We start from the raw sequence: 19,483 nt of genomic DNA, 5'->3' as shown, positions 1-19,483 counted from the left end.
TCCTCGGGATCAGGGCCGCTGCATGCGGCAGGTTGTCGGGAGCTCGGCCACTTCAGGCGCGATGTCCTTGATGACGCGGAAGCCGTAGCCCGAGCCTTCGACGTCGAAGGTCACGCCCGGCGTGCCCTGACGGTCCATCAGGCCCACGACCAGCGGCTGCTGGAACTGGTGGTCCGCCGCCCGCATGCGCCCGCTGCGCCCGGCGAGCGACACTTTGGCGTTCTCCAGTCGGGCCGCGACGGCGGCCGCTTCGGTGCTGCCGGCTTGGGCGATGGACTGCGCCAGCGCCTCGATCATCAGTTGCATGCGCATGTGCACATAGTCGTCCGCCGGGTTCGGGAAGCGCGCGCGGAAGCTCTTGTAGAAGGCCGCCGACTCCGGCGTCGGCACATTGGGCAGCCAGTCCGCCACGGCGATCACCTTGCCCACGCCGGCGTCGCCCAGCGCCGCCGGCGCGCCCAGCGCATTGCCGTAGAAGGTGTAGAACTTGCCCTCGAAGCCGACCTCGCGCGCCGCCTTGACCAGCAGCGTCAGGTCGTTGCCCCAGTTGCCGGTGAACACGGCCTGGGCGCCGCTCGCCTTGATCTTCACGGCGTAGGGCGCGAAGTCCTTCACCTTGCCCATGGGGTGCAGTTCCTCGCCCACGATGCGCACGTCCGGCCGCAGCTCGGCGATGCGGCGCCGGCTTTCGCGCAGCACGGCCTGGCCGAAGCTGTAGTCCTGGCCAATCAGGTAGGCGCTGCCGACGGCGCGGTCTTCCTTGAACACGGCCATCAGCGCCGCCACCCGCATGTCGGCATGGGCGTCGAAGCGGAAGTGCCAGAAGCTGCAGCGCTCGTTGGTGAGGATCGGGTCCACCGCCGAGTAGTTGAGGAAGAGCAGCCGCCGGCGCGCGTCCCGCTCGTTGTGCTTGTCCACCGCATCCAGGATGGCTGCGGCGGTGGCCGAGGAGTTGCCCTGCAGCACCGCCTGCGCGCCGTTGTCGATGGCAGCACGCAGGGCCGACAGCGCCTCTTCGGTCTGGCCCTTGCTGTCATAGCGGTCCAGTTGCAGCGGACGCGCACCGCCCGGCAGCGGGACGCCGCCGCGGGCGTTGACGCGCTCCACGGCCCACAGCAGGTTGCGGAAGACGGCCTCGCCCGTGTTGGCGAAGGGGCCGCTCAGGCTCTCGACCAGGGCCAGCCGGATGGGCGCCCCGCCCTGCGCGCGGGCCAGGCCGCCGAGGGTCGATGCACATAGCGCCGCCGCGCCGCTTTTCAAGACGCGACGACGAGAAATATAGGTCTGGGACATGCTCTTGAAAGCCGCTGGGAGGGTGCCTAGATAGGTCTCAAGCGGCACTCACGACTGAAAGGCCGCGCAGTGTAAGGGGCGCATCCTGCGCCCCTGGATCGACCCTCTTTCAGACTGGAGAAACACATGCTGTTCGCACCCGCCATCCGTTCCGCCGCCCTCGCCTCGCCCCGCAGCTTCGACCGCGGCTTCGAGCGCTTCGTCAACGACGCCTTCTTCCCGACCGCCCGCGGCGTGCAGGTCGAAAGCACCGAGCAGGGCTGGACCCTGAGCCTGGACGTGCCCGGCATCGCCCGTGAAGACCTGGGCGTGGGCATCGAAGGCCAGGTGGTGCGCATCGAGACCCGCGCCGAAGCCAAGCGCCAGTACAAGGCCGCCTACGAGCTGCCGCAGGAGATTGACACCGCCGCCAGCGAAGCCAAGCTGGAAAACGGCGTTCTGACCCTGAAGCTGGCCCGCCTGGCGCCGGTGAGCAAGGTCACGCAGCTGACCATCGCCTGAGCCTCGAGACGAAGGCGAGCGCTTCGGGCGCCCAATGAAGAAACGGCCTCCCTCGGAGGCCGTTTCTTCGTCCCCGGCACGTGCGGGCAATGCCGTCGTTCAGCCGGCCCGCGCAAAGGCGGCCGCCTCGGCCACCCGCGCCGCATCGGGCCGCACGCCGGTATAGAGCGCAAACTGCTCCACCGCCTGCAGCACCATCACCTCCTCGCCCGTGATCACGGGCCGGCCCAGCCGGCGTGTGGCGCGCACCAGCGGCGTCTCGGAGGGCAGCGCCACCACGTCGAACACCCAGGCCGCCTCGGCAATCAGTGCATCGGGGAAGGCCTGCGCCTCGGACTCCGGCGCGCCCGCCATGCCCAGCGGCGTGGCGTTGACCAGCACCGCGCCCGGTGCCTCCGCCGGCAACTCGGGCTGCCACTTCAGGCCATGCAGATTGGCCACGGCCCGGCCGCTGTCGGCGTTGCGCGCCACCAGCATGCCGGGGCCCAGGCCATGGTCCACCAGGGCCGCGGCCACCGCCCGGCCCATGCCGCCGCTGCCGCGCAGCACGAAGGGCGTGCCCGGCGGCACGCCGTGCGACTTCAGCAGCGCCGCCACGGCGATGTAGTCGGTGTTGTAGGCCACCAGCCGCCCGTCCGTGTTGACGATGGTGTTGACCGACTGCAGCCGCGCGGCCGAGGGTGTCAGCTCGTCCAGCAACGGAATGCAGGCCTCCTTGAAGGGCATGGACACCGCGCAGCCCCGCACGCCCAGGGCGCGCACGCCGCCGATGGCGGCCGGCAGGTCGGTGGTGGTGAAGGCCTTGTAGACATAGTCCAGGCCCAGCGCCTGGTACAGGTGGTTGTGCAGCCGGGTGCCGAAGTTGCTCGGCCGGCCCGACAGCGACATGCACAGTCTGGTGTCGCGGCTGAGGGTCAGGCGCATGTCCTTCGCAGCACTCATGGATGGCTCTCCTTGGAAATCAGGCGGCGCAGCTTAACGCGCCAAAAAAAGGCGGCGGGCCTGCGCATGCACAGGCCCGCCGCTGGCGGAAGGCGGTGTGCGCTGAATCAGGCCGCCACCACCACCTTCTTCTTGAACGCACCCAGCGCCAGCGCCGTCACCACACTGCCGATCAGGATGGCCAGCGCATACAGGACGACATGGTTGACCGCATTGGGAATGGCCAGCACGAACACGCCACCATGCGGCGCCTGCAGGGCGATGCCCCACATCATCGACAGCGCGCCGGCGGTGGCCGAGCCCAGCACACAGGCCGGAATCACGCGCAGCGGATCGCGCGCCACATAGGGAATCGCGCCCTCGGTGATGAAGGCCAGGCCCAGCACCGCGGCGGCCTTGCTGGCCTCGCGCTCGTCGGGCGTGAAGCGGCTGGCGAAGAGGCGGCAGGCCAGCGCGATGCCCAACGGCGGCACCATGCCGGCAGCCATGGCGGCGGCCATCGGCGTGGCCACGCCCGAGGCGATCAGCGTGGTGGAGAACACATAGGCCGCCTTGTTGATCGGCCCGCCCATGTCGGCCGCCATCATGGCGCCCAGCGTGATGCCCAGCAGCACGGCGCTGCTGGTCTGCATGCCCTTGAGCCAGTCGGTCAGCGCCGCCATGATGGCCGCCACCGGCTGGCCGATCACGAGCATCATGGCCACGCCCGTGATGGCCGCACCCAGCAGTGGCAGCAGCAGCACCGGCTTGAGGCCCTCCAATCCGCGTGGCAGGCGGATCCAGCGGTTGAGCGCGTTGACCGAGTAGCCGGCGATGAAGCCCGCGGCGATGCCGCCCAGGAAGCCGGCGCCGACGGTACCCGCCAGCAGGCCGCCGATCATGCCGGGCGCGATCCCGGGCCGGTCGGCGATGGAGAAGGCGATGTAGCCGGCCAGCGCCGGCACCATCAGCGCGAAGCCGCCCTTGGCGCCGATCTGGAACAGCGTCCAGCCCAGCGTGCCCTTGTGCGCGTCGTCGTAGACATAGATGCCGCCCAGCGCGAAGGCGAGCGCGATCAGCAGGCCGCCCGCCACCACGAAGGGCAGCATGAAGGAGACGCCGGTCATCAGGTGCTTGTAGGGGCCGGTGGCCGCGACCTTGCCCGCCGGCTTGGCGCCGGCTGCGGCGGTGGATGCGGCAGCCGCGGCGCCCTCCCCGCCCCAGACGGCCGCCTCGGCCTGTGCCTTGGCGATCAGGCCCTGCGCGTCGTGGATGGCAGCCTTGGTGCCCGAGGAATGCAGGCGCTTGCCGGCGAAGCGGCTGCGGTCCACCTGGGTGTCGGCGGCGATCAACACCAGGTCGGCCTCGTCGATGGCCTGGGCGCCCAGCGTGTTCTGCGCGCCCACCGAGCCCTGCGTCTCCACCTGGATCTGGTGGCCCAGCGCGCGGGCGCCCTGCTCCAGCGCCTCGGCGGCCATGAAGGTGTGGGCCACGCCGGTGGGGCAGGAGGTGATGGCGACGATCTTCAGTGGCCTGGCTGCTGCGGCTGCCACGGGCGCAGCGGAAACAGGCGCAGAAGCCGGCGCACCGGCCAGGGCCAGCGCCTGGCGCAGCACGGCGCCGGCATCGCGGAACACGGCGTCGGGCGCTACGTCCAGCACGCGGCCGGCGGGCAGCGCGCTGCGGTCCACGGCGGCACCGGCGTCGGCCGCCACGATGACGGCCGAAGCCTGGGCGAGTTCCGCGGCCGAGAGCTGGCCCTGGGTGCCGAGCGAGCTCTGCACCTGCAGCTTCAGGTCGTGCCCGAGCTGGCGGGCGGCGTCGGCCAGCACCTCGCCCAGCATGAAGCTGTGCGCGGGTCCGGCCTGGCTGGCGGCAATGGCGATGAGTGAGGCCATGGTGTCTCCTGGCGGGGTCTTGGTGGGGTGAGTGACAGAAGGGATAACGGAATCTTGAATGGGGCGTCGGCGGCTTCGATGCCGGTCAGACCGGCTGCAGCGCGATGCGCGCGGCCAGGGCCTCGATCTCGACCCGCGGCGGCAGCCCGGGCGCGATGCGCTGGATGCGGGCAGCGGCGCAGGCCATGCCGAAGACCACGGCTTCGGGGTAGTCGCGACCTTCGACCAGCGCCACCAGCGTGCCGGCCACCAGCGCATCGCCGGCGCCAACGGTGGTGGCCACCGGCACGCGTGGCGGCAGGGCCAGCCAGCAGCCGCCCTCGCCCGCGATGACGGCGCCGTCGCCGCCCAGCGAGACGACCACCAGCCCCACGCCGTGCGCACGCAGCGCCAGCGCCGCGCGTGCCACGTCGGCCGCAGCGGGCAGCGGCTGCCCGACCAGCTCTTCCAGCTCGGCGCGGTTGGGCTTGAGGAAGTCGGGCGCGGCCGGCAGCCGGTCGAGCAGCTCGCCCAGCACCTTGCCGCCGGTGTCCACCATCAGGCGGGCGCCGCGGGCGCGCAGCGCCTCGGCCAGGCGCAGCAGGCTCTCGACGCCCACGCCGGGCGGCAGGCTGCCGGCCAGGGTGCACCAGGTGCCCTCGCCCACCAGCGGCGCCAGGCGCGCCAGCAGCGCGGCTTCGGCCTGCGCGGTAGCTTGGGCGTCGAAGGCGATGCCGGCCAGGTTGATGTCGGTGCTGTCGCCGCGTTCGGCGTCGGCCAGCTTGATGTTGGTGCGGGTGCGGCCCGGCACGCGCACCATGGCGTCGGCGATGCCGCGCTCGGCGAAGGCGCGTTCGAACAGCTGCGGGTTCTGGTCCCCCAGCCAGCCCGAGGCCGCCGTGCGCAGGCCCAGCGCAGCAGCGACCGCCGCCACGCCAATGCCCTTGCCGCCGGCCTCGAACTGCTCGGCGCGAGCGCGGTGCACGGCGCCGGGCTCCAGCCGGTCGAGCGAGACGGTGTGGTCGATCGCCGGGTTGGGCGTGACCGTGATCAGCTGCATCGCCGTGGACGTCATGCCGCCACCTCGTCGCCAGCCGGCGCGGTGTCGCGCAACTGGGCGGCCAGAGCGCGCACGGCGTCGCCGTCGTCCATGTCCAGGGCGGCCTTCGCCAGCGCCTGCAGCTCGGCCAGGCTGTGGCGGCGCAGCAGGGCCTTGACGCCGGCGATGTCGCCCACGCTCATGCTTAATTCCTGCACGCCCAGGCCGGCCAGCAAGGCCGCGCCCAGCGGCTCGCCGGCCAGGCCGCCGCAAACGCCGACCCAGCGGCCGTGGCGGCGGGCGCCTTCCACGGTTTGCGCAACGAGGCGCAGCACGGCCGGATGCAGGCTGTCGGCCATGGTGGCCAGTTGCGGATGCTGGCGGTCCACCGCCAGCGCGTACTGCGTCAGGTCGTTGGTGCCGATGGAGAAGAAGTCCACATGCGGCGAAAGACGGTCGGCCATCATGGCGGCGGAAGGCACCTCGATCATGATGCCCACCGGAATGCGCCGGCCGCCCTGCTCGGGCGCCAGGCCCAGCGACTGCTGCACCTCGGCCAGGCGCTCGCGCAGGCGACGCACTTCGTCGAGGGTGCTGATCATGGGGAACATCAGCGACAGCGGCCCCTCCTGCGCGGCGCGCACCAGAGCGCGCAGCTGGGGCAGCATGAGGTCGTCGCGGACCAGGCACAGGCGGGCGCCGCGCAGGCCGAGGAAGGGGTTCTCCTCCACCGGCAGATCGAGGTGCGGCACCTGCTTGTCGCCGCCGATGTCCAGCGTACGCACGATCAGCGGACGGCCGCCCAGGGCGCGCACCATGTCGCGGTAGACCGCGTACTGCTCCTCTTCACCGGGCACATGGTCGCGCTCCAGGAAGAGGAATTCGGTGCGCATCAGGCCCACGCTCTCGGCGCCATGGTCCAGCGCCTTGGCCACCTGCTCGGGCTTGTTGATGTTGGCGGCGATCTCCAGGCCGTGGCCGTCCAGCGTGGTCACCGGCTGCAGACGGCTGCGGGCCTCTTCCGCCTGGCGACGGGCCAGGCGGTCGATCATGGCCTGGGCCTGGGCCAGCGCTTCGTCGCTGGGGCCGATGTGCAGCTGGCCACGGTAGCCGTCGAGGATGGCGCGCTCGCCGCTGCGGGCCGCGAGCACGCCGGGACCGGCGGCCACCACGGCCGGCAGGCCCAGGGCGCGCGCCAGGATGGCGGTGTGGGCGGTCGGGCCGCCGCGGGCGGTGCAGAAGCCCTTGACGCGTTGCACGTCGATCTGCGCCGTGACCGAGGGCGACAGGTCGTCGGCCAGCAGCAGGCTGTCGGCGGGCCAGCGCGACGGGTCCTGCGCGGCGGCGCCGGCCTCGCCCACCAGGGCGCGCAGCACGCGGTCGCCCACGTCCTGCAGGTCGGCGGCGCGGGCAGCCAGCACCGGGTCGGCGACGGCGCGCTGGGCCGCCACATGGCCGGCCAGCGCATGGCGCCAGGACCAGGCGGCACCGTGGCCCTGCACGACCAGCCGGGTGGCGTCGCGCAGCAGTTCCGGGTGGGCCAGGATCTGGCGGTGCGCCTCGAAGATGCCGGCCTGCTCGGCGGCGTTCTTGCGGCGGGCGCCTTCGGCCAGCTCGATCAGCTCGGCCTCGGCGGCGGCCAGCGCCGCATCGAGCGCGGCGGCAGCGGCGGCCACGCCCTGGCCGGGCTGGTCGGCCACCTCCAGCGCGGGCGCGTCAGCCATCACCAGCGTGCCGATCACCAGGCCTGGGCTGGCGGCGATGCCGCCGATGTGCTGGCGTGCCTCGGGTTGCCAGCCGGCCAGTTCGCGGCCCAGGCCGTGGGCCTGCTTCTCGCGGGCGGCGGCCTGCTCGGCCTGGCGTTTTTCGTCCTGCGCCAGACGGACGATCACGTCCTTGAGGGCGGCCAGCGCCTGCGCGGCGTCCGGGCCGGCGGCCGAGATGCGCAGGCGCGCGCCGCGGCCTGCGCCCAGGCCCAGCAGCGCGGGCATGCTGCGCGCGTCGGCTACGGTGTCGCCATGGCGCACGCGCAGCTCGGCCAGAAAGCGCGAGGCCACCTGCGCCCACTGCGTGGCAGGGCGGGCATGCAGGCCGTTCGGGTAGTCGAGCACCACGTCCTGCGCCATCGGCAGGTCTTCGGGCACGGCGGTGGCGACGGGGGCGGCGCCGTCGCGGGTGAGCGCGGCCACGATCTCTTCCGCATTGCCGGTGGCGGCCAGGGCTTCGAGGCGCTGGCCATCGGCCATCAGCCGGGTCAGGCGGCGCAGCACGGCGATGTGCTGGTCGGAAGCTGCGGCCACCGCCACCACGAGCTGCACGCGGTGGTCGGGCGCATCCCAGGCGACGCCGCCCGGCACCTGCACGACAGCCAGGCCGGTGCGGCGCACCAGGCCCTTGTCTTCCACCATGCCGTGCGGCACGGCCAGGCCGCGGCCCATGTAGGTGGTGGCGACCTGCTCGCGACGCAGCAGGCTGTCGGCATAGGCGGGGTCGCAGAAGCCGGCCTGGACCAGCAGGGCGCCGGCGGCGCGGATGGCAGCCTCACGGTCGGCGACCGCGGCGGCGAGTTGGACTTGCACGGGAAGATCCATACCGTCTCCTGAAAGTTTTGGAATCGATACCAATGACGGAATTATCGAAACGGGCGCTCGGCTGTCCACTGAAACCCGCTGATATGTCTCAAAAATCAGGGTAAACACCGAGATTCAGGCGATAGAACCTTCATCGCCTCGCCGCCCTCGGAATGCAGAATCCTGGTATCGATTTCAGCTTTCACCCATGACGCAGCCCTTGCCGCATCGCCAGAGCGCCAGCATCAAGGACGTCGCCGAACGCGCCGGCGCCTCCACCACCACCGTCTCGCGGGTGCTGAGCCACCCCGAGGCGGTGCGACCCGACCTGCGCCAGCGCGTGCAGCAGGCCATCGACGAGCTGGGCTACCGGCCCAACCTGGCCGCGCGACGGCTGCGGCAGCAGCGGGCCTCGCTCATCGGGTTGATCGTCTCGGACATCCGCAACCCCTTCTTCACCGAGATCAGCCGCGCGGTGGAAGACATCGCCTACCAGCACGGTCTGCGCCTGATCCTGTGCAACAGCGACGAGGACCCGGCCAAGGAACAGTCCTATCTGGAGCTGATGGCGGACGAGCAGGCCAGCGGCGTGATCCTCTCGCCCACGCTGGAGCTGACGCGGCGATTCCGTGCCGGCCAGCATCCCTTTCCGGTGGTGATGGTCGACCGGGCGCCCGAGGGCAGCACGCCCGCCGACCTGGTGCTGCTGGACAACGCCCCCGCCGCTCGCCGCCTGACCGAGCACCTGATCGCCCAGGGCTGCCGCCGCATCGCGCTGCTGGCCGGCTCGCGCAGCAGCACCGGTCGCGAACGGCAGGCGGGCTACGAGGCCGCCATGCGCGAGGCCGGCCTGGCGCCCCAGGTGGTGGCCCTGCGCCCGCTGGCGGCCGAGGGCCAGGCGGCGGCCTCCACGCTGCTGGCCCGGGCCGAGCGCCCGGATGCCTTGCTTGCAACCAACGGTCTTCTTCTATTGGGGGCCTGGAAGGCGGTGCGCGAGGCGGGCCTGGCCATGCCCGAAGACATCGCCATCGCCGGCTTCGACAACAACGACTGGACCACCCTGCCCGAGCCCGCCGTCACCGTGATGGCCCAGCCCACGGCCGACATCGGCCGCACGGCCGCCGAGCTGCTGCTGCAGCGCATGACCGAGCCCGGCCGGCCGCCGCGGCGCATCGTGCTCGAAGGCGAGCTGCTGGTGCGGGGGTCGAGTGTGCTCAGGCCGTCGGCGACGGCAGCGGCGTCCCGGCCAGCGCATCCAGCGGCCAGCGCGGCTTGACGTCGAAGGCATAGCGCGCCTCCGGCTGCGACAGGCCGGACTGGATGCGCATGGCCGCCGCCAGGGCGATCATGGCGCCGTTGTCGGTGCACAACGACAGCTCCGGGTAGTGCACCCGCACCTTGCGCCTAGCGCAGGCGGCATTCAGCTGCTCGCGCAGCAGCTTGTTGGCGCCTACGCCGCCAGCCACCACCAGCCGAGTGAGGCCGGTGCGCTGCAGCGCCGCGAGCGACTTACGCACGAGCACCTCGACGATGGCCGCCTGGGTCGAGGCGGCCAGGTCGGCCTTGCGGGCTTCCAGTTCGGCACCCAGCTTCTTGGTCTGCGTGAGCACCGCCGTCTTGAGGCCGGCGAAGGAAAAATCCAGGTCGCCGCTGTGCAGCAGCGGCCGTGGCAGCTTGAAGGCCTGCGCATCGCCGCCCTCGGCCAGCTTCGACAGCCAGGGCCCGCCGGGATAGGGCAGGCCCATCAGCTTGGCGCTCTTGTCGAAGGCCTCGCCCGCGGCGTCGTCGATGGTCTCGCCCAGCAGCTCGTAGCGCCCGACGCCTTCCACCCGCATCAGCTGCGTGTGGCCGCCGGACACCAGCAGCGCGACGAAGGGAAACTGCGGCGGATCGACGCTGAGGAAGGGCGAGAGCAGATGCCCTTCGAGGTGATGCACGCCCAGCACCGGCCGGCCCAGGGCCGCGCCCAGCGCACAGGCCACGCCCGCGCCCACCAGCAGCGCGCCGGCCAGGCCGGGGCCACGGGTGAAGGCGACGACGTCGATGTCGGCCCGCGTGCAGCCGGCCTCGGCCAGTACCGTCTCGGTCAGGGGCAGCACGCGGCGGATGTGATCGCGGCTGGCCAGCTCGGGCACCACGCCGCCGTAGGCCTGGTGCATGGAGATCTGGCTGTGCAGCGCGTGAGCGGCCAGGCGCGGCACACCGCCGTCGGCCAGGGTCTCGACGAGGGCCACGCCCGTTTCGTCGCAGGAGGATTCGATGCCCAGAATGCGCATCGCGGCAGTGTAGGCGGCGGCCTGCGGCCGGGCAGGCGGTGCTGGGCTTGCCCTTGCGGGCCGTCGGCGGCCGGTGCGTTCGTGACAGGCAAGAAAACGTGCCACCTCCGGCCGAGGGGCATGGAATTTGCGGCATGCTCTCGCCCCCTTGCGCGTGCCACACATTCCGACTGCCCCTGCCCATGACGACCAGCCTTGGCTTCCTGATCGCTGCCCGCCATTGCGAGATCGACGAGCTCGACCAGCTCGCCCGCACCAGCGAAATGGTGGGCACGCTCGGCCTGCTGGTGCATGCACTGCAGCGCGAACGCGGCATCACCAACGTCTTCCTGGGGTCCGGCGGCCAGCGCTTCGCCGCCGAGCGGTCCGCACAGGTGGCCGACTGCCTGGCGAAGGAGCAGCAGGTGCGTGCCGCCCTGGATCCCCTGGTGGACGATCCCCGGCGCCTGGCCGGCGGCGCCCGGCTGTTTCCCCGCGTGGCCTATGTGCTGCAGGGGCTGGACGCCCTGCCTACCCTGCGCGCGCGCGTCGAAGCGCTGGCGCTGGGGCCCGACCTGGCCACCGCCGCCTTCGTGAAGCTGATCGCCGGCCTGCTGGCCGTGGTCTTCGAAGCAGCCGATGGCGCCACCGACCCGGACATCTCCCGCTGGCTGGTCGCCATGTTCAATTTCATGCAGGGCAAGGAATTCGCCGGCCAGGAGCGTGCCTTCGGCGCCGCCGCCTTCCTGCGCGGCGGCAACGACGATGCCCAGCGCCAACAGTGGCTGCACCTCATCGAATCGCAGGAGCGCTGCTTCGGCCTGTTCTGCGAGTTCGGCGACGAGGCGCTGCGTGCCCAATGGCAGGCCAGCCAGGCGCCGGCCCACCTGGCCGAACTGGAGCGGCTGCGCCGCATCGGCTGCACCTCGCCCGCCGGCACGGTGCTCGACGCCAACCTGAGCCCACAGTGGTTCGAGGGCTGCACCCGCCGCATCGACGCCATGCAGGCCATCGAGGACGGGCTGGCCCGCGGACTGCGCGCCCTCTGCGGCCGCAAGATCGAACAAGCCCGCGCCGAACTGCAACGCTACGAGGCGCTGCAAGCCGAGGCGGTGACACCGGGCGACTTCTTCGCCGACGCCGCCGGCGAGACCGCCGAGGCGCCCGCAGCCGGCTACGGCCGCAACCTCGAGCGTTCGGTGCTGCAGATGGTGCAGGAGCAGTCGCGCCGCCTGCAGGCCATGAACGACGAACTGCAGACCGTGCGCGCCTCGCTCAACGAGCGCAAGGTGGTCGAGCGCGCCAAGGGCCTGCTGATGGCCCACCGCCAGCTCAGCGAGGAAGAGGCGCACAAGATGCTGCGCCAGACCGCCATGAACCAGAACCGCCGCCTGGTGGATGTGGCGGAGTCGGTGCTGGCCATGGCCGACTTCCTGCCGCTGGGCGGCAGCGCCCCGCGCTGAGCCGGGCCCCTGCGCAGCCGCGCCCCAGGTTGACACAGAACCGGCGCTGACGCCCGCACCACAGCTGCTTTTGGTGCACAGCAGCAATCCGCGGCGCACGTCCGTGGCGCATGACGGTCGCCCGGGGACGCCTGCAGCAGTGGGCTCGGCAAGCCCTGTCCGGCCCTTCTCCCTCTGACGAAGCCACCTTGGACCGCCCATCAGCCCATCCTGGCACACCGCTTGCATAGTCCTGACCACAGACCGGAAACGGTCGTCCGGCAGGCGGCGCCCAAAGGCGGGCAAGGCAGGCCGGACACAGGACAAAGGCGTCCTCTCCCGCTGGCTCCATGGCATGCACCGCATGCGATGGGCCCGGCGCGGCGAGGACGCCTTTTTGTTTTTCCCCTTCGCTGCCCTTCTTGCCCCGGAGTCTGCCCATGACCGACGCCAACCGCCCCGCCCCGCTGAGCCGCCGCCGCGTGCTGCAGGCCGCCGCTGCCAGCGCCCTGACCATCGATCCTGCCCTGCGCGCCTGCGTCTGGGCCCAGGGCTCTGACAAACCCGAGAAGGAGGAGGTCAAGATCGGCTTCATCCCGCTGACCGATTGCGCGAGCGTCGTCATGGCCTCGGTGCTGGGCATCGACAAGAAGTACGGCGTGAAGATCGTCCCCAGCAAGGAAGCCAGTTGGGCCGGCGTGCGCGACAAGCTGGTCAATGGCGATCTGGACTTCGCCCACGTGCTCTACGGCCTGATCTACGGCGTGCACCTCGGCATCGGCGGCCCCAAGAAGGACATGGCCGTGCTCATGACCCTCAACAACAACGGCCAGGCCATCACGCTGTCGAAAAAGCTGGCCGACAAGGGCGCGGTGGACGGCGCTTCGCTCGCCAAGCTGATGGCCACCGACAAGCGCGAATACACCTTCGCCCAGACCTTCCCCACCGGCACCCATGCCATGTGGCTGTACTACTGGCTGGCGGCCAACGGCATCAACCCGATGAAGGACGCCAAGTCCATCGTGGTGCCGCCGCCGCAGATGGTGGCCAACATGCGCGTGGGCAACATGGACGGCTTCTGTGTGGGCGAGCCCTGGGGCCACCGGGCCATCATGGACGGCATCGGCATCACCGCCGTGACCACGCAGGACATCTGGAAGGACCACCCCGAGAAGGTGCTGGGCACCTCGGCCGACTTCGTCAAGAAGTACCCCAACACGGCCCGCGCCGTGACGGCCGCCATCCTGGAGGCCGGCAAGTGGATCGACGGCGGCCTCTCGAACAAGAACAAGATGGCCGAGACCATCGCCGAGAAGAGCTACGTCAACACCAGCGTGGACGCCATCAACCAGCGCATCCTGGGCCGCTACCAGAACGGCCTGGGCAAGACCTGGGACGACCCGAACTACATGAAGTTCTACAACGACGGCGCGGTGAACTTCCCCTACCTGTCCGACGGCATGTGGTTCCTCACCCAGCACAAGCGCTGGGGCCTGCTCAAGGAGCATCCGGACTACCTGAAGGTGGCCACCGAGATCAACCGCATCGACATCTACAAGCAGGCCGCCGCCGCCACCAAGACGCCGGTGCCCGCCAGCCCGATGCGCAGCAGCAAGCTCATCGACGGCGTGGTGTGGGACGGCAAGGAGCCGGCCAAGTACGCCGATTCGTTCAAGGTCCGCGCCTGAGGCCGCACCCTCCATCCACCAGGAGCCCATCACCATGGTTGCCGCCGTCTTCCATCTTCCGCGCGAGGCCGACATCGCGGCCCCGTCCCCGTCCGTGCATGTGCCGGCCAAGCCGCTGACCGTGGTGTCTGCGCCCGATGTGCCGGCGGCGCCCGCCCAGCCGGCCAAGGCGGCGCGTGCCTCGCGCGACTTCAGCGGCTTGTGGCTGCGCATCGTCCCGCCGCTGCTGGGCTTTGGCCTGCTGCTGCTGGTGTGGGAGCTGGTGGCCGCGCGCAGCGGCGGCAGCTTTCCGGGCCCGGCCGAGACCTGGAAGCAGGCGGTGCAGGTCTTCGCCGACCCCTTCTACAGCAACGGCCCCAACGACCAGGGCGTGGGCTGGAACGTGCTGGCTTCGCTGCAGCGCGTGGCGGTGGGCTTCGGCCTGGCGGCGCTGGTCGGCATTCCGGCGGGCTTCGCCGTCGGCCGCTCGGTGTTCCTGGCGCGCATGTTCAACCCGCTGATCAGCCTGCTGCGCCCGGTGTCGCCGCTGGCCTGGCTGCCCATCGGCCTGCTGGTCTTCAAGGGCGCCAACCCGGCCGCCATCTGGACCATCTTCATCTGCTCGATCTGGCCGATGGTCATCAACACCGCCGTGGGCGTGCAGCGCGTGCCGCAGGACTACATGAACGTGGCCCGCGTGCTGGACCTGTCGGAATGGAAGATCCTCACCCGCATCCTCTTCCCCGCCGTGCTGCCCTACATGCTCACCGGCGTGCGCCTGGCCGTGGGCACCGCCTGGCTGGTGATCGTGGCGGCCGAGATGCTGACGGGCGGCGTGGGCATCGGCTTCTGGGTCTGGGACGAGTGGAACAACCTCAACGTCAAGAACATCATCATCGCCATCTTCGTGATCGGCATCGTGGGCCTGCTGCTGGAGATGGCCCTGGTCAAGCTCGCCACCGCATTCACCTTCGAAGAGGTCAAGTCGTGAACACCGCCGTTTCCACCTCCGCTGCCGATGCCAGGTTCATCCAGATCCAGGGCGTCGAGCAGGCCTTCAAGACGCCCAAGGGCCGCTTCGTCGCGCTGCAGAACATCGACCTCACGGTGGCCAAGGGCGAGTTCGTGGCGCTGATCGGCCACTCCGGCTGCGGCAAGAGCACGCTGCTGAACCTCATCGCCGGCCTCACCCGGCCCACGCAGGGCGCGCTGCTGTGCGCCAACAAGGAGATCGCCGGCCCCGGCCCCGAGCGCGCGGTGGTGTTCCAGAACCATTCGCTGCTGCCCTGGCTGACCTGCTTCGAGAACATCCACCTGGGCGTGGAGCGTGTCTTCGGCGGCACCGAGTCCAAGGCCCAGCTGCGCCAGCGCACCACCGATGCCCTCGCGCTGGTGGGCCTGACGGCGGCCACGCACAAGCGGCCCGGCGAGATCTCCGGCGGCATGAAGCAACGCGTGGGCATCGCCCGCGCCCTGGCCATGGAACCCAAGGTGCTGCTGATGGACGAGCCCTTCGGCGCGCTCGACGCCCTGACGCGCGCCAAGCTGCAGGACGAGCTGCTGGCCATCGTGCAGAAGACGCACAGCACCGTGGTGATGGTCACGCACGACGTGGACGAAGCCGTGCTGCTGTCCGACAAGATCGTGATGATGACCAACGGCCCGGCCGCCACCATCGGCGAGGCGCTGGCGGTGGACCTGCCCCGCCCGCGCAATCGCGTGGAACTGGCCGAGGACCGCGACTACGTGCACTACCGCAAGGCGGTGATCGACTTCCTCTACACCCGGCAAGGCCACGTGGAGAAGCAGGCCGCCTGAGGGCGGCCACGCGGGAACACGGCACGCAGGAGACAAGGATGCGGCAGAAACTGGTGGTGATCGGCAACGGCATGGCTGGCATGCGCACGGTGCAGGAGCTGCTGGCCATCGCGCCGGGGCTCTACGACATCACGGTGTTCGGTGCCGAGCCGCATCCGCACTACAACCGCATCCTGCTGTCGCCGGTGCTGGCCGGCGAGCGCAGCCTGCAGGACATCGTGCTGAACGACTGGGACTGGTACCGCGAGCAGGGCATCACCCTGCATGCGGGCCGCACCGTCACGCAGGTGGACCGCGCCCGCCGCATCGTGCGCGCCGACGACGGCACCGAGGCAGCCTACGACCGGCTGCTGCTGGCCACCGGCTCGCAGCCCGTGGTGCTGCCGGTGCCGGGCGCCGGCCTGCGCGGCGTGCTCGCCCACCGCGACATCGCCGACACCGAGGCCATGATCGAGGCCGCCCGCACGCACCGCCATGCCGTGGTCGTCGGCGGCGGCGTGCTAGGCCTGGAAGCCGCCAGCGGCCTGGCCCGTCGCGGCATGGCCGTCACTGTGGTGCACCGCAACGAGTGGCTGATGGAGCGCCAGCTCGACGCCGAGGCCGCCACGCTGCTGCGCCAGACGCTGGAAACACAACAAGGCCTGAACTTCCGCCTGGGCGCGCAGACCGAGGCGCTGCTGGACGACGGCCAGGGCCGCGTGCGCGCGGTGCGCCTCACGGACGGCAGCGAGCTGCCCGCGGACCTGGTGGTGATGGCCATCGGCATCCGGCCGCACATCGCGCTGGCGCAGCAGATGCGGCTGTATTGCGAGCGCGGCATCGTGGTCAGCGACACGCTGCAGACCGGGACCGACGGCCGCATCTACGCCGTGGGCGAATGCGCCCAGCACCGCGGCGTGGCCTACGGCCTGGTTGCGCCGCTGTTCGAGCAGGGCCGCGTGGCGGCCAACCACCTGGCGCAGATGGGCATCGGCCGCTACGAGGGCAGCACCGTCTCGGCCAAGCTCAAAGTGACGGGTGTCGAACTGCTGTCGGCCGGCGACTTCATGGGCGGCGAAGGCACTGAGATGCTGGTGCTGCGCGACCCCGAAGGCGGTGTCTACCGCAAGCTGGTGCTCAAGGACGAGCGGCTGGTCGGCGCCTGCCTCTACGGCGATGCCGAGGGCGGCGGCTGGTACCTGGACCTGCTGCGCGAAGGCCGCAGCGTGGCGGAGTTGCGCGAGCAGTTGATCTTCGGGGAGCCGGCGCATGGCTGAGGAAACGCGCTCCACCTGTCCGTACTGCGGCGTGGGCTGTGGTGTGCTCATCCAGACCGAAGGCGACCGCATCACCGGCGTGCGCGGCGACCCGTCCCACCCTGCCAACTTCGGCCGCCTGTGCACCAAGGGCAGCACGCTGCACCTGACGGCCTCGCCCGCCATCGCGCAGCAGACGCGGCTGCTGGCACCGGCGCTGCGACCCGCGCGCGGCAAAGCGCCCCACGCCATCGGCTGGAACGAGGCGCTGGACCTCGCCGCCGATCGCTTCGCGCGCGTGATCGCCGAGGACGGCCCGGATGCCGTCGGCTTCTACCTGTCGGGCCAGCTGCTCACCGAGGACTACTACGTCTTCAACAAGCTGGCCAAGGGCCTCATCGGCACCAACAACCTCGACACCAACTCGCGCCTGTGCATGAGCAGCGCCGTGGCCGGCTACAAGAGGACACTGGGCGCCGACGCTCCGCCTGCCTGCTACGACGACGTGAAGGACGCCGGCTGCCTGTTCATCGCCGGCAGCAACACGGCATGGGCGCATCCCATCTTCTTCCGCCGCATCGAAGAAGCGAAGCGCGCCAACCCGGCCATGAAGATCGTGGTGGTCGACCCGCGCCGCACCGACACCTGCGAGATCGCCGACCTGCACCTGGCGCTGCAACCGGGCAGCGACGTCATGCTCTTCCACGGCCTGCTGCATGTGATGCTGCGCGAAGGCTGGACCGACGCCGCCTTCATCGACGCCCACACCCATGGCTTAGAGGCGCTGCGCGCAACGGTGCAGGACTGCACCCCCGAGCGCGTGAGCGAGATCTGTGGCCTGCCCATTGCCGACATCGTGGAAGCCGCGCGCCTGTTCGCCACCGGCGGCACCGGCGATGCGGCGCGCCGTGCGCCCACGCTCAGCCTGTATTGCATGGGACTGAACCAGTCCTCGCACGGCACGGACAAGAACGCGGCGCTCATCAATCTGCACCTTGCCACGGGCCAGATCGGCCAACCGGGTGCCGGCCCCTTCTCGCTGACCGGCCAGCCCAATGCCATGGGCGGCCGCGAGGTGGGCGGCCTGTCGAACCTGCTGCCCGCGCACCGCGACATGGCCAACGCCGATCACCGGGCCGAGGTGGCCGCCTTCTGGGGCGTTCCGACCATCCCGGCCACGCCGGGCCTGAGCGCCATCGAGATGTTCCGTGCCGCCGCCGAAGGCCGGGTGCGCGCGCTGTTGATCGCCTGCACCAACCCCGCCCAGTCCATGCCCGACCAGGCGCTGGTGCGTCGGGCGCTGGAGCGCTGCGAATTCGTCGTGCTGCAGGAAGCCTTCGCCACCACCGCCACGGTTGCCTTCGCCGACCTGCTGCTGCCCGCCACCACCTGGGGCGAGAAGGACGGCACGGTCACCAACAGCGAGCGGCGCATCTCGCGCGTGCGGCCCGCCGTCGCGGCGCCCGGCGAGGCGCGCCACGACTGGGCCATCGCGGCCGACTTCGGCCGGCGGCTGCAGTCGCGGCTGGCCCTGCAGGCACTGGCACCCGCCACGCACGCCCTCACCGCCTACGACACGCCCGAGCAGGTCTGGAACGAGCACCGCGCCACCACCCGTGGCCGCGACCTGGACATCACCGGCCTTTCCTACGCCCTGCTGGACGAACTCGGCCCGCAGCAGTGGCCCATGCCGGAAGGGCAAGCGGCCGGCACGGCGCGCCTGTACCAGGACGGCGTCTTCGCCACGCCCGACGGCCGCGCCCGCTTCAGCCCCGAGCCCTGGCGCCCGCTGGCCGAGGCACGCGACGCCGACTGGCCCTATGCACTCAACACCGGCCGCCTGCGCGACCAGTGGCACGGCATGAGCCGCACCGGCACGCTCGGCCGGCTGTTCGGCCATGTGGCCGAGCCGGCGCTGCAGATGGCCCCGCAGGACATGGCCCGCGAAGGCCTGGCGGCCGGCGACCTGGTCGAGGTCAGCTCCCGCCGCGGCAGCGCGGTGCTGCCGGTGCAGCCCGATGCCACGCTGGCGCCGGCGCAGACCTTCCTCGCGATGCACTGGGGCGAGGAGTTCCTCGGCGGCCGGGACCCGCAGGGCCGGGAGATGACCGGCGTCAACGGCCTGACGACGCCCACCTTCTGCCCCACCTCCAAGCAGCCCGAACTCAAGCACGCGGCCGTGCGCATCCGCCGCGCGGCCCTGCCCTGGACGCTGCTGGGCATCGCCTGGCTGCCCGCCGACCGGGCGCTGGCCGTGCGGCAGGCGCTGCGCGAGGCGGCGCGCGACCTGCGCTTTGTCAGCTGCGTGCCCTTCGGCGACGAAGGTGCCGGTGGCGGCGAAGGCGGCGTGCTGCTGCGCGTCGCAGCCGACAGGCCACCGCCCGCCGCGCTGGTCGACCGCATCGAGGCCCTGCTCGGCCTGGGCGACGGTCAGGCCCTGCGCTACGCCGACCCGGCCCGCGGCCACCGCCGCGCCGTGCGGCTGCAGCGCGACGGTGAAATCGCCCATGTGCGCGCCGTGCTGCTGGCTGGCGACACCCGCGCCGAGGGCTGGCTCAAGACGCTGATCCAGGACCGGCTGCCGGCTCAGGCCTTCGGCCGTCGCCTGCTGTCGTACCAGGCGACGGCGCCGGTAGCGGTGGTGTCGCGCGGCAAGACCGTGTGCAACTGCTTCGGCGTGGCGGCGCAGACCATCGGCGAGCACCTGGCGGCCTGCGACGGCAGCGAGGGCGAGCGCCTGGCCAGCCTGCAACAGGCGCTGCGCTGCGGCACCCACTGCGGCTCCTGCGTGCCCGAACTGCGCCGCATGGTGCGCGAGACGCCGGTGCGCCTGCATCGCCAGGCGGCATAAGCGCCCTCGCATTC

General features: G+C 71.3%; 13 protein-coding genes and 1 pseudogene. 8 read left to right on the top strand and 6 right to left on the bottom strand.

Annotated features, from left to right (window positions below):
- Window positions 1-9: 9 nt before the first annotated feature.
- Complete coding sequence (locus KBC94_RS06310) at window positions 10-1,293, bottom strand: branched-chain amino acid ABC transporter substrate-binding protein (RefSeq protein WP_294367539.1); 1,284 nt, start codon at window positions 1,291-1,293, stop codon at window positions 10-12.
- Between the two features lie 126 nt (window positions 1,294-1,419).
- Here KBC94_RS06310 and KBC94_RS06305 point away from each other — a divergent pair, with 126 nt between their 5' ends.
- On the top strand, window positions 1,420-1,794 hold the full coding sequence (locus KBC94_RS06305) for an Hsp20/alpha crystallin family protein (protein WP_294367537.1): 375 nt from the start codon (window positions 1,420-1,422) through the stop codon (window positions 1,792-1,794).
- 99 nt (window positions 1,795-1,893) lie between these two features.
- On the opposite strand, the gene KBC94_RS06300 is transcribed toward KBC94_RS06305, so the two are convergent.
- From KBC94_RS06300 to ptsP, 4 genes are all read right to left on the bottom strand, one after another.
- Complete coding sequence (locus KBC94_RS06300; protein ID WP_294367534.1) at window positions 1,894-2,736, bottom strand: shikimate 5-dehydrogenase; 843 nt, start codon at window positions 2,734-2,736, stop codon at window positions 1,894-1,896.
- A 107-nt stretch (window positions 2,737-2,843) separates the two neighbouring features.
- Complete coding sequence (locus tag KBC94_RS06295) at window positions 2,844-4,613, bottom strand: PTS fructose-like transporter subunit IIB (protein WP_294367533.1); 1,770 nt, start codon at window positions 4,611-4,613, stop codon at window positions 2,844-2,846.
- 85 nt (window positions 4,614-4,698) lie between these two features.
- A complete protein-coding gene (locus KBC94_RS06290; RefSeq protein ID WP_294367531.1) occupies window positions 4,699-5,667 on the bottom strand; it encodes a hexose kinase in 969 nt (322 codons plus the stop codon).
- A complete protein-coding gene (ptsP, locus tag KBC94_RS06285) occupies window positions 5,664-8,210 on the bottom strand; it encodes a phosphoenolpyruvate--protein phosphotransferase (RefSeq protein WP_294367528.1) in 2,547 nt (848 codons plus the stop codon). The genes KBC94_RS06290 and ptsP overlap by 4 nt, the downstream gene beginning before the upstream one ends.
- 199 nt (window positions 8,211-8,409) lie before the next feature.
- Here ptsP and KBC94_RS06280 point away from each other — a divergent pair, with 199 nt between their 5' ends.
- The gene (locus KBC94_RS06280; protein WP_294367526.1) at window positions 8,410-9,477 is read left to right on the top strand and encodes a LacI family DNA-binding transcriptional regulator; all 1,068 of its coding nucleotides are present in this window, start codon (window positions 8,410-8,412) and stop codon (window positions 9,475-9,477) included.
- Here the strand turns inward: KBC94_RS06280 and tsaD are convergent.
- The gene (gene tsaD, locus KBC94_RS06275; RefSeq protein WP_294367524.1) at window positions 9,416-10,477 is read right to left on the bottom strand and encodes a tRNA (adenosine(37)-N6)-threonylcarbamoyltransferase complex transferase subunit TsaD; all 1,062 of its coding nucleotides are present in this window, start codon (window positions 10,475-10,477) and stop codon (window positions 9,416-9,418) included. The genes KBC94_RS06280 and tsaD overlap by 62 nt on opposite strands.
- A 182-nt stretch (window positions 10,478-10,659) precedes the next feature.
- On the opposite strand from tsaD, the gene KBC94_RS06270 reads away from it, so the two are divergent.
- The 6 genes and pseudogenes from KBC94_RS06270 (at window position 10,660) to KBC94_RS06245 (ending at window position 19,469) form a co-directional block, all read left to right on the top strand.
- Entirely contained in the window at window positions 10,660-11,919 is a 1,260-nt protein-coding gene (locus KBC94_RS06270; RefSeq protein WP_294367521.1) for a nitrate regulatory protein, read from the top strand.
- A gap of 419 nt (window positions 11,920-12,338) precedes the next feature.
- On the top strand, window positions 12,339-13,586 hold the full coding sequence (locus tag KBC94_RS06265; RefSeq protein ID WP_294367519.1) for an ABC transporter substrate-binding protein: 1,248 nt from the start codon (window positions 12,339-12,341) through the stop codon (window positions 13,584-13,586).
- Window positions 13,587-13,620: 34 nt separating this feature from the next.
- Window positions 13,621-14,556 (top strand): nitrate ABC transporter permease, encoded by a 936-nt coding sequence (ntrB, locus tag KBC94_RS06260; protein ID WP_294367516.1) that lies wholly within the window; start codon window positions 13,621-13,623, stop codon window positions 14,554-14,556.
- Window positions 14,553-15,383, top strand: a complete 831-nt coding sequence (locus KBC94_RS06255) for an ABC transporter ATP-binding protein (RefSeq protein WP_294367513.1) — start codon at window positions 14,553-14,555, stop codon at window positions 15,381-15,383. Before ntrB ends, KBC94_RS06255 begins: the two co-directional genes overlap by 4 nt.
- Before the next feature lie 38 nt (window positions 15,384-15,421).
- Window positions 15,422-16,624, top strand: a pseudogene (locus KBC94_RS06250) (FAD-dependent oxidoreductase); the annotation flags it as partial.
- A 7-nt stretch (window positions 16,625-16,631) separates the two neighbouring features.
- Window positions 16,632-19,469 (top strand): nitrate reductase, encoded by a 2,838-nt coding sequence (locus tag KBC94_RS06245; RefSeq protein ID WP_294367511.1) that lies wholly within the window; start codon window positions 16,632-16,634, stop codon window positions 19,467-19,469.
- Window positions 19,470-19,483 lie beyond the last annotated feature (14 nt).

This window comes from Pseudacidovorax sp. (genome assembly GCF_017991995.1).
Lineage (GTDB): Bacteria > Pseudomonadota > Gammaproteobacteria > Burkholderiales > Burkholderiaceae_C > Xenophilus.
This window is presented reverse-complemented; position numbering and strand designations above follow the sequence as displayed.